Origin of the sequence: Okeania sp. SIO3I5, from assembly GCF_010672085.1 — a bacterium.
Lineage (GTDB): Bacteria > Cyanobacteriota > Cyanobacteriia > Cyanobacteriales > Microcoleaceae > Trichodesmium.
Map to the genome: position 1 here is coordinate 1 of NZ_JAAHHT010000252.1, position 13,405 is coordinate 13,405.

At 35.9% G+C, this 13,405-nt stretch carries 16 protein-coding genes and 1 pseudogene; 7 read left to right on the plus strand and 10 right to left on the minus strand.

What is annotated here, in order from left to right:
* Window positions 1-280: 280 nt before the first annotated feature.
* The 4 genes from F6K40_RS33540 (at window position 281) to F6K40_RS33555 (ending at window position 4,703) form a co-directional block, all read left to right on the plus strand.
* Entirely contained in the window at window positions 281-454 is a 174-nt protein-coding gene (locus tag F6K40_RS33540; RefSeq protein WP_293142465.1) for a hypothetical protein, read from the plus strand.
* Window positions 455-501: 47 nt separating this feature from the next.
* Window positions 502-1,374: a TlyA family RNA methyltransferase gene (locus F6K40_RS33545; protein WP_293142467.1), complete on the plus strand. Its 873-nt coding sequence runs from the start codon at window positions 502-504 to the stop codon at window positions 1,372-1,374.
* Window positions 1,375-1,647: 273 nt separating this feature from the next.
* A complete protein-coding gene (locus F6K40_RS33550; protein WP_293142469.1) occupies window positions 1,648-2,223 on the plus strand; it encodes a hypothetical protein in 576 nt (191 codons plus the stop codon).
* A 2,342-nt stretch (window positions 2,224-4,565) separates the two neighbouring features.
* Window positions 4,566-4,703, plus strand: a complete 138-nt coding sequence (locus F6K40_RS33555) for a hypothetical protein (protein WP_293142471.1) — start codon at window positions 4,566-4,568, stop codon at window positions 4,701-4,703.
* A gap of 462 nt (window positions 4,704-5,165) precedes the next feature.
* On the opposite strand, the gene F6K40_RS33560 is transcribed toward F6K40_RS33555, so the two are convergent.
* Window positions 5,166-6,566 carry a GTP-binding protein gene (locus F6K40_RS33560; protein ID WP_375340614.1) on the minus strand — a complete coding sequence of 467 codons (1,401 nt, stop codon included), beginning with the start codon at window positions 6,564-6,566 and terminating at the stop codon, window positions 5,166-5,168.
* Window positions 6,567-6,830: 264 nt separating this feature from the next.
* On the opposite strand from F6K40_RS33560, the gene F6K40_RS33565 reads away from it, so the two are divergent.
* Window positions 6,831-7,010 carry a hypothetical protein gene (locus F6K40_RS33565; RefSeq protein WP_293142473.1) on the plus strand — a complete coding sequence of 60 codons (180 nt, stop codon included), beginning with the start codon at window positions 6,831-6,833 and terminating at the stop codon, window positions 7,008-7,010.
* A gap of 1,152 nt (window positions 7,011-8,162) precedes the next feature.
* On the opposite strand, the gene F6K40_RS33570 is transcribed toward F6K40_RS33565, so the two are convergent.
* The 4 genes from F6K40_RS33570 to F6K40_RS33585 all read right to left on the minus strand — a co-directional run bounded on the left by F6K40_RS33570 (window position 8,163) and on the right by F6K40_RS33585 (window position 9,592).
* Window positions 8,163-8,336, minus strand: coding sequence for a hypothetical protein (locus F6K40_RS33570; RefSeq protein ID WP_293142475.1), 174 nt, complete (start codon window positions 8,334-8,336; stop codon window positions 8,163-8,165).
* A gap of 92 nt (window positions 8,337-8,428) precedes the next feature.
* A complete protein-coding gene (locus tag F6K40_RS33575) occupies window positions 8,429-8,782 on the minus strand; it encodes a hypothetical protein (protein ID WP_293142477.1) in 354 nt (117 codons plus the stop codon).
* 126 nt (window positions 8,783-8,908) lie between these two features.
* Window positions 8,909-9,193, minus strand: a complete 285-nt coding sequence (locus F6K40_RS33580; RefSeq protein WP_293142479.1) for a hypothetical protein — start codon at window positions 9,191-9,193, stop codon at window positions 8,909-8,911.
* A 90-nt stretch (window positions 9,194-9,283) separates the two neighbouring features.
* Entirely contained in the window at window positions 9,284-9,592 is a 309-nt protein-coding gene (locus F6K40_RS33585; protein WP_293142481.1) for a hypothetical protein, read from the minus strand.
* A 546-nt stretch (window positions 9,593-10,138) separates the two neighbouring features.
* On the opposite strand from F6K40_RS33585, the gene F6K40_RS33590 reads away from it, so the two are divergent.
* Window positions 10,139-10,783: a recombinase family protein gene (locus F6K40_RS33590; RefSeq protein ID WP_293142483.1), complete on the plus strand. Its 645-nt coding sequence runs from the start codon at window positions 10,139-10,141 to the stop codon at window positions 10,781-10,783.
* Between the two features lie 190 nt (window positions 10,784-10,973).
* On the opposite strand, the gene F6K40_RS33595 is transcribed toward F6K40_RS33590, so the two are convergent.
* The 4 genes and pseudogenes from F6K40_RS33595 to F6K40_RS33610 form a co-directional block, all read right to left on the minus strand.
* On the minus strand, window positions 10,974-11,252 hold the full coding sequence (locus tag F6K40_RS33595) for a hypothetical protein (protein ID WP_293142485.1): 279 nt from the start codon (window positions 11,250-11,252) through the stop codon (window positions 10,974-10,976).
* Between the two features lie 207 nt (window positions 11,253-11,459).
* Window positions 11,460-11,825 (minus strand): hypothetical protein, encoded by a 366-nt coding sequence (locus F6K40_RS33600; protein WP_293142487.1) that lies wholly within the window; start codon window positions 11,823-11,825, stop codon window positions 11,460-11,462.
* Between the two features lie 87 nt (window positions 11,826-11,912).
* A complete protein-coding gene (locus F6K40_RS33605) occupies window positions 11,913-12,263 on the minus strand; it encodes a hypothetical protein (protein ID WP_293142489.1) in 351 nt (116 codons plus the stop codon).
* A gap of 10 nt (window positions 12,264-12,273) precedes the next feature.
* Window positions 12,274-12,411, minus strand: a pseudogene (locus tag F6K40_RS33610) (hypothetical protein); the annotation flags it as partial.
* Between the two features lie 29 nt (window positions 12,412-12,440).
* Between F6K40_RS33610 and F6K40_RS33615 the strand changes: the two are divergent.
* The gene (locus F6K40_RS33615) at window positions 12,441-12,524 is read left to right on the plus strand and encodes a hypothetical protein (protein ID WP_365673702.1); all 84 of its coding nucleotides are present in this window, start codon (window positions 12,441-12,443) and stop codon (window positions 12,522-12,524) included.
* A gap of 675 nt (window positions 12,525-13,199) precedes the next feature.
* Here the strand turns inward: F6K40_RS33615 and F6K40_RS33620 are convergent.
* The gene (locus F6K40_RS33620; RefSeq protein ID WP_293142490.1) at window positions 13,200-13,358 is read right to left on the minus strand and encodes a hypothetical protein; all 159 of its coding nucleotides are present in this window, start codon (window positions 13,356-13,358) and stop codon (window positions 13,200-13,202) included.
* Between the last annotated feature and the right edge of the window lie 47 nt (window positions 13,359-13,405).

Sequence of the window (13,405 nt, forward strand, 5' to 3'; positions counted from 1 at the left end):
CAGCAAAAAAATATTGGATTTCTAGAGATTTTATTCTCGGAGATTTATGAGCAGTAAATCTTGGTGGAGAAACCTAGAAAATATGTATGATTGGTAGAAAGAAATTGCTCTACTTTTCGACAAAAATCTCTGGTTTTGATGAGTAAATAAATTTTAGTAAGTAGGCGAATAATTGCTAAACTAGAAACAAGAAAATGAAAATTTTTTATGACTATAGCAGCAAAAAAATATTGGATTTCTAGAGATTTTATTGTTTGGTATTTATGAGCAGTAAATATTGATGGATAAATCTAGGTTAGATGTTTTATTGGCAGAAATAAATTTGTCTACTTCTCGACAAAAAACTCTGGTTTTGATTAGAGCGGGGGAAATAATAGTAGATAGAAAAATAATTGATCAACTAGGAAGTGGTTCAAAATATTTTTCCATTCCTACTTATGACAAAAATATCTGAGTTTTCCCTCCATACCTATTCCTTGTTTCCTTTAATAAGTAAAATTTGTGCCTAAACAAAGATTAGATATTTTATTAGTAGAACGAAATTTGTCTACTTCTCGACAAAAAGCTCAGGTTTTGATTAGAGCGGGGGAAGTAATGGTAAATCGACAAATAATTGATAAACCTGGAACTGAAGTTGACTCCGAAGCAGATATTAAGGTTAAACAAAAATCCTTATATGTTTCTAGGGGAGGCTATAAACTTGCTAAGGCATTAGAATATTTTTCTATTTCTATTTCTGACAGAATATGTCTTGATGGTGGCATATCTACAGGAGGATTTACAGATTGTTTATTACAAGCAGGCGCTAAATTAATTTATGGTATTGATGTGGGTTACGGACAAGTTGACTGGAAGTTGCGTAACGATTCTAGAGTAATTTTAAAAGAGAGAACTAATCTACGTTATTTAACTCCTGAAGAATTATATAATGACTCACTAATTTTAAATTCTCAGACACAAGAAAATGCAAAAGAAATATATCCGAATTTGGCTGTAGTTGATGTTTCTTTTATTTCTATTACTAAAATTTTACCTGCTCTATGGCAATTACTTATTCCTCCTCGCGAGACAATTTTGTTGGTAAAACCTCAGTTTGAAGTAGGAAAAGAACGAGTGGGAAAAAAAGGTGTAGTTCGTTCCTCTAATGACCAAGCTGAGGCAATTTTCCAGGTATGTTTTAGTGCTAATAATTTAGGTTGGAAATATGCTGGTTTAACTTGGTCTCCCATACAAGGTCCCGCTGGTAATATAGAATATTTATTATGGTTAAATCTCGAAAGTGAACTTTTACCCGATCGCTCGGCGATCGCTCACATCACAAAATTAGCTCGACAAGAATTTAATCAGAGTTCTTCATTAATTGATAATGGATAATTATTTATTAATTGGTAATGGATTAATTATCCATTGGTGAACAAGCTATTCCCTATCCCTACCCTATAAACACGAAAATCATAGCTAAATTTACCCTCCCCGAAAATGGATTAATTTTCAATTCTTAGTTCCCTATTCTTAATTCCCTATTCTTAATTCTAAATGTTCATCCGAAAAATTAGTATATATTTTATTTTCTTGATTAGACTATCTATTTACATATTTTGTACTTCATTTATTTTTAGCATGATAGTTTCAGCAAAAATAATATCTGTGAAATTAGCTGACAATTTTTTATACAGTTTAATAGTCTTTGGTGATTTTTTAAGAGGGATAGAAATCGTTGAAGTTTTCAATATTATTGCTTTTGCTGTAGTGGGAATGGGTTTTGGTTTGGCAACTGTTTTTTTACCTAAATATTTAGGTCGTTATGTCAGCACGATTTTATTAATAATTTTAGTTCCAATAATTTTTATCACAACTCAAATGGTGAGATATGATATCTGGGTAGAACAGGTAGCGAAGAATGACAAGTTATCGTTTAATCAAGCTGAATTACTAACTAATTCATTTTTAAATGAAAGAGTAGGAAATGATGGTATATATGGTTTCTATTTATATACTGCAAAATTTCCGATTCTCCCTGATAAAAAAGTACAGATTAATAATTTAGATAGATTAGAGAAGAGTGTTAATTCTAAGTTTGTGCGGTTAATTGGAGTTCCTCCGGGAGTAATTTCTTGGAGCATGAGTTTATGTTTTTGGATGATTAGAATTTTTTATTTTGTTATAGCGGTAGTAACTACAATTTTTCACTTTAGAGAAGGTTTAAGGATTGTGAAATGTTAAAGCGGGAGTTATTTCAGTTATCAGTTATCAGTTATTAGTTATCAGTACCTCTAAGATTAATGTCTGAATTTCTGGCAAAAGTGACTTTGGAAAGTTCAAAGAAATATTGGCAAAGGTGACTCTAGGAAGGCGAGGTAAAAATTAGCAAACTGGAAATAAAAATCTGATTCCTCTGTGTTGCGACATACGCAATAAAAGTTTCTGGGGAGATTAATCTCTGAATTTTTGGCAAAGGTGACTCTGGAAAGCTGAGGCAAAAATTAGCAAACTGGAAATAAAAATCTGATTCAGCTCTGTTGCGACATACGCAATAAAAGTTTCTGGGGAGATTAATCTCTGAATTTCTGGCAAAAGTGACTCTGGGAAGCTGAGGGAAAGATTGGCAAATTGGAAATAAAAAAAAATTTCTGGCAAAACTAATCTCTAAATTTCTGGCAAAGGTGACTCTGGGAAGGCGAGGCAAAAATTAGCAAACTGGAAATAAAAATCTGATTCAGCTCTGTTGCGACATACGCAATAAAAGTTTCTGGGGAGATTAATCTCTGAATTTTTGGCAAAGGTGACTCTGGAAAGGCGAGGCAAAAATTAGCAAACTGGAAATAAAAATCTGATTCAGTTCTGTTGCAACATACGCAATAAAAGTTTCTGGGGAGATTAATCTCTGAATTTTTGGCAAAGGTGACTCTGGAAAGGCGAGGCAAAAATTAGCAAACTGGAAATAAAAATCTGATTCAGCTCTGTTGCGACATACGCAATAAAAGTTTCTGGGGAGATTAATCTCTGAATTTTTGGCAAAGGTGACTCTGGAAAGCTGAGGCAAAAATTAGCAAACTGGAAATAAAAATCTGATTCATCTCTATTGCGACATACGCAATAAAAGTTTCTGGGGAGATTAATCTCTGAATTTTTGGCAAAGGTGACTCTGGAAAGCTGAGGCAAAAATTAGCAAACTGGAAATAAAAATCTGATTCAGATCTGTTGCGACATACGCAATAAAAGTTTCTGGGGAGATTAATCTCTGAATTTTTGGCAAAGGTGACTCTGGGAAGCTGAGGGAAAGATTGGCAAATTGGAAATAAAAAAAATTTCTGGCAAAACTAATCTCTAAATTTCTGGCAAAGGTGACTCTGGGAAACTGAGGGAAAAATTGGCAAATTAGAAATAAAAATCTGATTCAGCTCTATTGCGACATACGCAATAAAAGTTTCTGGGGAGATTCATGTCGAAATTTCTGGCAGTGACTCTGGGAAACTGAGGGAAAAATTGGCAAATTAGAAATAAAAATCTGATTCAGCTCTATTGCGACATACGCAATAAAAGTTTCTGGGGAGATTCATGTCTGAATTTTTGGCAAAACTGACTCTGGGAAACTGAGGGAAAAATTAGCAAATTGGAAATAAAAATCTGATTCAGCTCTGTTGCGACATACGCAATAAAAGTTTCTGGGGAGATTCATGTCTGAATTTCTGGCAAAAGTGACTCTGGGAAACTGACGGAAAGATTGGCAAATTGGAAATAAAAAAAATTTCTGGCAAAACTAATCTCTAAATTTCTGGCAAAGGTGACTCTGGGAAACTGACGGAAAGATTGGCAAATTGGAAATAAAAATCTGATTCAGCTATGTTGCGACATACGCAATAAAAGTTTCTAGGGAGATTCATGTCTGAATTTCTGCCAACAGTGACTCTGGGAAGTTGAGGGAAAGATTAGCAAATTAGAAATAAAAATCTGATTCAGCTCTGTTGCGACATACGCAATAAAAGTTTCTGGGGAGATTCATGTCGAAATTTCTGGCAACAGTGACTCTGGAAAGTTGAGGGAAAGATTAGCAAATTAGAAATAAAAATCTGATTCAGCTCTGTTGCGACATACGCAATAAAAGTTTCTGGGGAGATTCATGTCTGAATTTCTGGCAACAGTGACTCTGGGAAGCTGAGGGAAAGATTAGCAAATTAGAAATAAAAATCTGATTCAGCTCTGTTGCGACATACGCAATAAAAGTTTCTGGGGAGATTCATGTCTGAATTTCTGGCAAAAGTGACTCTGGGAAGCTGAGGGAAAGATTGGCAAATTGGAAATAAAAAAAATTTCTGGCAAAACTAATCTCTAAATTTCTGGCAAAGGTGACTTTGGGAAACTGAGGTAAAGATTAGCAAATTGGAAATAAAAATCTGATTCAGCTCTGTTGCGACATACGCAATAAAAGTTTCTGGGGAGATTAATCTCTGAATTTTTGGCAAAAGTGACTCTGGGAAGGTGAGGCAAAGATTTGCAAACTAGAAAGTCTCTACCCTATTTACCTTTATTTATTAAGCTTCAAGAATTAAAATTCAAGTTGATAGTTGCCAAAAATATTTGAGATTAAAAACAAACAGGCGATCGCTACAAATATACAAAGTCTTATCTGGACTTTGGGATTTTTGACACTGAAAATGGCTTCAAACCCAGTATTGGCAAGGGAAATACCTGAACTTGCTTAAAATAGCTGTTTGCGTAGCATTCCGCAGGAAAACCTAGATATATCAAGAAAACGCCTAATTTAAGGTAAAAATATTGCTGTATAAGGATTTGACCTTATTTTCAACCTGTTTTTTCCTAAAGTCCAGTTATTAACAAAACTGAGACTAAATGAAAAATATTTTCCAGAAAATTTACTAACTCCTTCCTTGCCTTACATAAGGTACGAACTTCTTCCTTCTTACTTCTTACTTCAAAAATTACCGAAAAATTAAGGTATAAAGACTCTCTATTCATGGATAAAAAACAAAAAAATTCCTTTTAGGCAATCCTCTTATTTATAAGAAGAGGTAATTATTAATTGTTGAACAACTCTTTACTCCTTACTCCTTACTTATTACTCATTACTTATTACTCCTTACTCCTTACTTATTACTCATTACTCCTTACTCATTACTCCTTGCTTCTCACTTCTTACTTCTTACTTATTCCTTGAATAATTCTTGTTGTAAACGAGAAATTATCGTATCAGGTTCCATCTGACTTAAAATATCCTGAATAACAATATCTTGCCCCAAATCTCCCCAAGTACAACCCCTTTCCAAATAAACCTTAGTAGCACTACCAATAGCATAAGTTCCATAAGCAGCAATAGAAGCTTGAGTAATAGCAACTCCTGTATAAGAAACAATATCAACCTTTCCCAAACCTAATAATAAACTACTTCCCAGATCGCCCAACAATATACCACCAGCACTAAAAATAATTACCTTCCAAAGTTTACCTGCTTCATAGCTAGTCATAGGCAAATTATAAAGACGAGACAAAGAGCGAATTAATGCTAAATCTATTACCGTCGTTCCAACTACATCAATAATAGAAATAGGGTTAATAGCAACAGCTAACGCTTTATACTTAGCAAAATTCCAAATTAAATCATCAGCTTCATTTTGTTTAAGCTTAACAGTTTGATGAGCAATATTTACCTCAGCTTCTCTAGCTTTAACTAAAGCATTTAAAGCTAAAAGTGATCGCCCTTCCCGCTCTAAAATAGTAATTATTTTTTGTCGCAATTCATCTATTTGAGGAGATGGAGTTTCCCACTCATTAGTCACTTTACCATCAGACCATTCAATTCTTACAGGTATAGGAGTTGGATCTGCTGATACCATCACTACTTCTGAAGGAGAGTAAATATCCTGCAATTCTCCTGACTGATGAACAGCAATTTTTTGTAAATTTTGATAAATTTCCTCTCGTTCGGTTTCTGAATATAAATCAATTTTATTAAACACTAAAATTAACGGCTTTTTAGCCTTTCGTAACTCAGATAAAGCATCATATTCAATGCGAGTAATATCGCCAGAAACAACAAATAAAATTAAATCTGCTTGGCGAGTAACTTCCTTCGCCATTTCTCCACGAACTTGACCTGCTACTTCATCTAATCCTGGAGTATCTATTAAATCTGTTTTTACTACTTCTTCTTGATGAGAATTAACAAAAAGATTGGGATTCCATCTAATCGAACGCGGCCATTGAGTTACACCATTAAGAGGACCTGTTTCTAATATTTTTTCACCTAATAAAGCATTTAAAACTGCTGACTTACCACGACTTACTAAACCAAAAACAGCTATTTGAATAACTCCTTGATCGAGCTTATCAATATTTGATTTTAATAAGTCTAATTGAGTTTTGATAGTAGATGATAATTCAGAGTTAGTTGTTTTTTGTGCGGCATTTTGCCAGACAGAATATCTATTTAAAGCTTTTCGTAAACTTGCTCTAGCTCGCTTCCAGTGAAGTTGATTTTGTTTACGAGAATTTTCTGTAGATTGAGAATTTTCTGTAATTATTTCTGGGGATATATTTGAATTGTTCAAAGTTCGACTTGCCTTAGATAATTTAGTAGGAAATTATAAGCATTCAGGGGTCAGCTATTAGCTATCAGCTATCAGCTTTATTAGCTTTAGTTGTCAACTAAAGTTTGTTGTTTTTGTGCCTATAGCTGAATACTTACAGTAAATCAAAGTATTATTAGTAATGATATAATTTTATCAAATCAATTGGCATAATTTCTGAAAAACTCCTCATTTACTCTAGGGAAAAATTTTATAATTGGTATAAGTTTAGTTTTTGAGATAAACATGAGTAAAAATTCTAATAATTTAGTTTTTACAATAGTGATAGATAGTCAATCTATAAGCGATTTGGAATGTCTACGAAATTGGGAAAGTTTAGTAAGAGCTGAGATTAAAAAAATTCTCAAAAAAAATAGTTCTCAAATTACTCAAAGTAGAAGAAGAAAAGATTTTTTTCAAACATAGTGTTTAGACATATATATTGAGCAAGAAGATTTTGATAATTTGGTAAGTCTCATAAATTGGGAAGAATTGGTAAAGGACTGGAGTTTAGACTAAATAGTTGAAGATAAAATCAAGTAAAGAATGGAAAAAATCTAGACCATCAACAGATATGGGAAAAAAGCTCAGTGAAGCAGATGGAGGAGCTGAGTAATTTTCGCTCCTACAAGTAATACGAATTAGTGTTACTTATCTAACTTCTATAGCGGTGTATTTACATACTACTCTTGTATTTAACATAGTACAAAGCCCTGCTACATGACAGATATTTTTCACAAAAGGTGCGATCGCGTCTACCTTAAAGTTTGGTATACTCGCGGGTATGACTTTGACAGGACTTACGCAAATATACTATATATAGCCCATGAAAAAGGGCGAACGCGAAGCTTGAGCAACTAAATCCTATAGGAATAATTGATATCTTTTGGAGGAGCTGAGTAATTTTCGCTCCGATAAGTAATACTAATTAGTATTACTTATCTAACCTCTACTGGTCAAATTCTTTTGTTGGCAATCATTTCACGTATGATGGTCTAAATTTTTTCCATTCTTTACTTGATTTTATCTTCAACTATTTAGTCTAAACTCCAGTTATCTAGGATCTACCTACACGGCGAACTAATTCAAGGGGAAAACAAACGGGCAATCTTAGTAGAAGGAGAAGCGATAATTTGCGACAAATCTGATTTAAGGGCAGCAAAGCATCAATCATTATCCCCGGAAGAACGAGAGCGGTTAGAGAAAATCATCTCAGAACCGGAAGTAACAGCAAAAACAGAACAGTCCACAGCTCAGGAAATAGCAGCCAACACTTTCACGGGATTAGCACCCGCCCCAAAGCCTCAGACTGGTACACCGAGTGGAAACAAACCAGACTCCGAGTTATCAAAGCAAAGCGACGCGGCACAAATAGAGACAGTAATCGCATTCAAAAATCCTCAACTAAAATATGTTAAGCTAGAAGCACGAATTTAAAAATTTATGCATTTTCATTTCCTTTCTTACTCCGTACGGACGCCCTTATGCAACGTCCCTACCTCCTTACTTCTTACTCCTTACTTCTTACTCCTTACTTCTTACTCCTTACTTCTTACTCCTCAGTAATACGATAACTAATTACCCGGATTCTATATCAGTAGGCCAGCAACGAAAAGAAGTGAGACCTGTTTGGGAGCGATTGCCTCCGGCACGTTTCACGAACGCTGTTTCACGATTGTTGATACATCGAGCATTTACCATATCTTCCATCTCGGATAAATTTTCTTGCAGTTTGATTACAGATCGGTTCATTAATTACCGGCCAGAGTCTTTCGGCTGGTTGTAGTTCTGGTGTATGGGATCTTATGAACTCCAAGTGCCATCCCTGTGGAATTTTCAGTTTTTTACATCTCATGCCAACCTGCTCTATCTAGGACTAATATCATCTGCTTATTTTTTCTGTTACCAAAATGTTCAGCACTCGTCGGCCAACACTTGGTTGAAAACAGTAATATTGACCAAGGGCATGAGCCACCAGTATGTTTCTCCTGACTGGGGATGTACTTGCTCCGTAGACCCAGAACCACTTGATTTCGCCAGTTCACCTGTGGAGTTGGTTGTACTCCCACAGGTGTCCATACTCGTCGGCAAATTGGTTTAAGGCCCAAACGATGTTCATCCATTGCCCAGAGTTCTAAAGTTGCCTCTGGATATTCAGCTTTAACAAGTTCAAATCGGTAGCGGAGTTTTTTTTCCATTCAAGAGTGTTCAGTTGGGGTTGCCGATGTGTAATGCTCCGGTCGGGGGATTCGTAATCTATATCTCATTGAACGTAAATATTCCCATACACAGCGCCGACGGGCTTGATGGTCAAAAAATTGCTGTTAACCAATCCCCGACCTTGCGCCCATCCCATAATCCTCCATATCGATATCTTCTATTTTTGGCAATTTTTCAAGTTCCAGAACTATTGAGAACTGAAAGGATTTGTGAGGGTTTTCTTTCTCAGAAAGAATTTCCTTAACTCTCCTTGTATCATTATAAAATGAATCAACAAAAATAATTTTATTCCCTTTAAATCCTTCGATCAAAGCTTCAGCAGAAAACTTTTGAATTTGTAGGCTCTTGCCAACCTTTACTAATGGCATTGGTAAATTGTCAATAGCCATAAAAATAGTCATATCTATGGCTAGGATTGAATTTATTCGGATTAATAATTAGATGGGATATCATTATGAGGGCTTCTGTCCAGATGGTATTTATCTCTCATAGAACTGACAAATTTTATGTATTCTGAACCTCCTAAATCCTTGAAGATTTGCTTGGCGTGTTGTTACGAGTTCAATTAAAGTAAATTCAGAAATTGATACTTCTAAAAGTTCCCAAGCAAAAGCATTGTTGATAAATACTTTACCATTACGATAGACTGGACTTGAAGCATTCCAAGAAATATCAAGTTGATCATCAAAACCCAAACAGGACTCAAAATAAAAAGTATCGTAACCATTGGCAATAAGGTAGGCTTTTCCTTCAAAATATTGACCTGATATTTTTGTGCTTGCAATCATGTTGAGTAACTTAGAATGAAGAGTTCTTCTTGATAAAAATCCTGTAAATATTATACCAGTTTGGAGTATCTTTACAGAAGCGATATTAGTTGTGCTACAATAATTTCGTACGATGCGTGTACGACACTTTTAGGTGTTAGCATTCGGCGGTGTGTACAGTAACCGTTGTGCCCGCTGAAGGGTTCACTACGTCAGCTTTGTTTCAAAGTTTCAGAGGCACTCTTCAGTTATAGAAAAAACTTTGCTTGTTCTGGGTTCTCAAGTAAAAAAGAACCCCCAACCCCCTTGAAGTGACAAAAGGTTGGCATACCTGCATTTAGCGGGAGGAGTCAGTTCAATCCTGACCGAGGGGATTAAATCTATACTAATTAAGGGGAACCTTGGGGGAGTTGAGGTAGCGATCGCCCACAGCAAAAAGTTAGGGAGATAAGATCCCTAACCTTTTGATAGGTGTACCAAAAAAACTGAAATATAATTGGTACAGTAAAAAGTAACGGTAAAATCGTGGAAAGAGGTTGCTATTTTTAGATAGGTTTAACTGGTACAGTGAAAGTTGCTATTTATTGTCGGGTGTCTACTCGTGACCAGTCTTGTGTCAGACAAGAGCGAGATTTACTTGAGTATGCCCGCAGGACCGATTATGAAGTAGTGGGTATTTGGAAAGAAACTATTTCAGGATCGTCCGACAAGAAAAATCGGGTTGAGCGGACTAAGGTGATGGAATTAGCTCAAGCTCGGAAGATAGATGCGATTCTCGTGACAGAAATGACACGGTGGGGGCGTAGCACTTTAGATTTGATTCATACCTTGCAGGAGTTGATGGGCTGGAATGTTTCTTTGATAGCTCAAAGTGGGTTGAAGTTTGACCTTAGTACCCCTCAAGGTAAATTACACGCTTCTCTCATGGCAGCCTACGCTGAGTTTGAACGAGACGTGATACGAGAGCGGGTACGTTCTGGGTTGGCTGCTGCCAAAGCTAGGGGAAAAAAGCTAGGACGGAGAGCAGGGACAAATGTTAAATCTGATCGCCTTACTCCTAAAGTTTTAGAGATGGTGGAGACTGGATATTCTTATCGTCATATCGGGGAGACAAGCTCCCTAACTGCTCAAGCTTTTCCTAGATATTCACTGCGGTTAACGTATTTTGATTTGCCTGGCAAATTTTTTGGTCGTAGTTCTTTGACTCTTTGATACCTGTAGGGATGGCCTTTTACCATCTTGATCTCCGTATATCCTTTAGAAGATGTTTTTTGATCTGTTGCTTGACCTGAAGGGATTACTTTTTCTATGGACTGTTTCTTCTGTTCAAGAATAGCGATCGCTGCATCTATTTCATCAACAGAAAGTTTTTGCCCAATCTGGTCAATTTTTTTCTAATAATCTATTCATTAATTTCCCCCTCTGTAGCAACATCTTTGTCAAAATTTAGCCTGTTTATTAAGTAGTCGATATCAGTATCCGACACCCAAAATTCTTCTATTCTTTTGTGCTCATCATTTACTAATTGATGAACTTTTTTTATTACATATTTCCAGAAATTTTCTCCGCTTATTTTGTGATTTAGCATCAAACTCATGGCCAATTCATAGTTAATCTTAGGAGTCAAATAAGTTTCTACTATTGTATTTTTTCCCTCTTCCTGTTTGATTGAAAAAGGCATTGTTGTTAGGCTATTCTTTGACAATTTTATTGATGCTGCTCCCATAGCTATTGAATTTTTTTCTATATCGTGTAAAAACTGTTTATTCCATGTTTAGCTAGAAGAGGCGAGTCAGAATTTCCTCTTAAAATTGGCAATAAACGGCTTTGTTGCAGTTAATTCTAGCTTGCCAGTTTCAAGTTTTAAGTGTCTGAAATATGTTCGTCATTACTCGCCTTTTATCCTGTTAATAATTTCTGGAACAGATAGAGATTCTATTGATGCTAGGATCTTAAGTAATTCCTCGACTAATTGTGAATAATTCCATGCTAGTTTGGACGATGGCAAGTAGCAAAGATGACGAATGTTGCCATCAAAGTAACTAAAAATCCATCCTAGTTTAGGGTTGTTGACTGTTTTGGGAGATTTTTTATATTTCCCCTGGCAGACCCAATTATTATCTAGAAGGTATTTTTTGATAAGTTTTGGGGGTAAATTATTCAATCTTTCTCTGTCTGTTTCTCCTAGTTTTGGGGGTAAATTATTCAATCTTTCTCTGTCTGTTTCTCCTAGTTTTGGGGGTAAATTATTCAATCTTTCTCTGTCTGTTTGGTTGGAAAGGAGAGTTAATAATTTTTGACCGACTATAGAGGTAGATTTACAAGTAATAGTCTTGCTTTGTCAACCTTGAGGAGATTGATATTTATCAATGAAAATTTCGATACACTCTTCCCCTTTTGAGTCAAGATACAGCTTAAATGTTTTGATATGATTGAGGTTGATAATGTACTTAGGCTTTTGATCTAGATTTATGGGACGAAGTTTATTTATTTTAAATTCTAGGAAATATACATTTCCTATATTTATTAGGTTTAAGTCTGCCCAGAAGTTATCTTCTTTCTTTTTTGTTTCCATTTTTGGTAGTCCTGCTGAGGAATGGCGAAGATACATAAGTTTTGTAATTTCTTCCCACACGGACCACACGGACCACACGGACCACACGGACCACACGGACCACACTCTCTCTACCATTCCTCAGCACCACCACCAACAATTTATCCTCATAATTTTCATGGGGAGGCATCAAACAATTAGTTGTGACTACGATCGCCCCAGGGAATTTAGCAAAATCTTTAGTCTGATTTTGCCAAGCAGTACCATAATGACCGTTTTTTTTGGGAAGGAGAAACAGGTAGAGGCTTTTTTATTATTTTCTCTGGTAAAGTCAAAGTTTTTAAATTTTCTCCTGAAGGAAAAGAACAAATTTTACACATATTTAATTTCCATTCCTAACACAAGCGCATGGAACTTTTTTGACAATTATTTGCCAGGAGCGTGTTAATTATTCTCAGGAGTCAGGAGACAGAATACAGGAGACAGAATAGAAGAAAATAAAACCAGATAAAATTAATGACGCTCTAGAGGTTTCTATGGCAGAAACCAGAATTTCCCGGTCTTATTTAATTTCCTTTCCTAACACAAGCGCCTGGAACTTTTTTGACAATTATTAGCCAGGAGCGTGTTAATTATTCTTATGTTTACTTTTCCTCCATTCCTCACCCCTTATATAGAATCCGGGTAATTAGTTATCGTATTACTGAGGAGTAATGAGTAATGAGTAATGAGTAATGAGTTAGGAGTTAGGAGTTAGGAGTTAGGAGGTAGGAGGTAGGAGGTAGGAGGTAGGAGGTAGGAGGTAGGAGTTAGGAGTAAGAAAGGAAATGAAAATGCATAAATTTTTAAATTCGTGCTTCTAGCAAACACATATTTTAGTTGAGGATTTTTGAATGCGATTACTGTATAACCGGATTTTATATTATATAGGACTTACGCATGAACGCTATTGGTAGGGTGTGTTAGCGTGCTTAGTAAGGACCATCACACCATATATAGTGCCTGTGCGTAAGTCCTGTTATAGAGATAAGCGATCGCTTTTATTCAGTATAAAATCTCGACAAAAATATGCTTTTATATACTCAATACTCCCCCCTCTCCCCACACTTCCCACACTTCCCCCTCTTCCCACACTCCCCACACTTCCCACACTCCCCCCTCTCCCCACACTTCCGACACTTCCCCCTCTTCCGACACTTCCCCCTCTTCCCACACTTCCCCCTCTCCCCACACTCCCTATTCCTCCCCTGTCAAAGCATCAGCAAACGGATCTGGCAAAG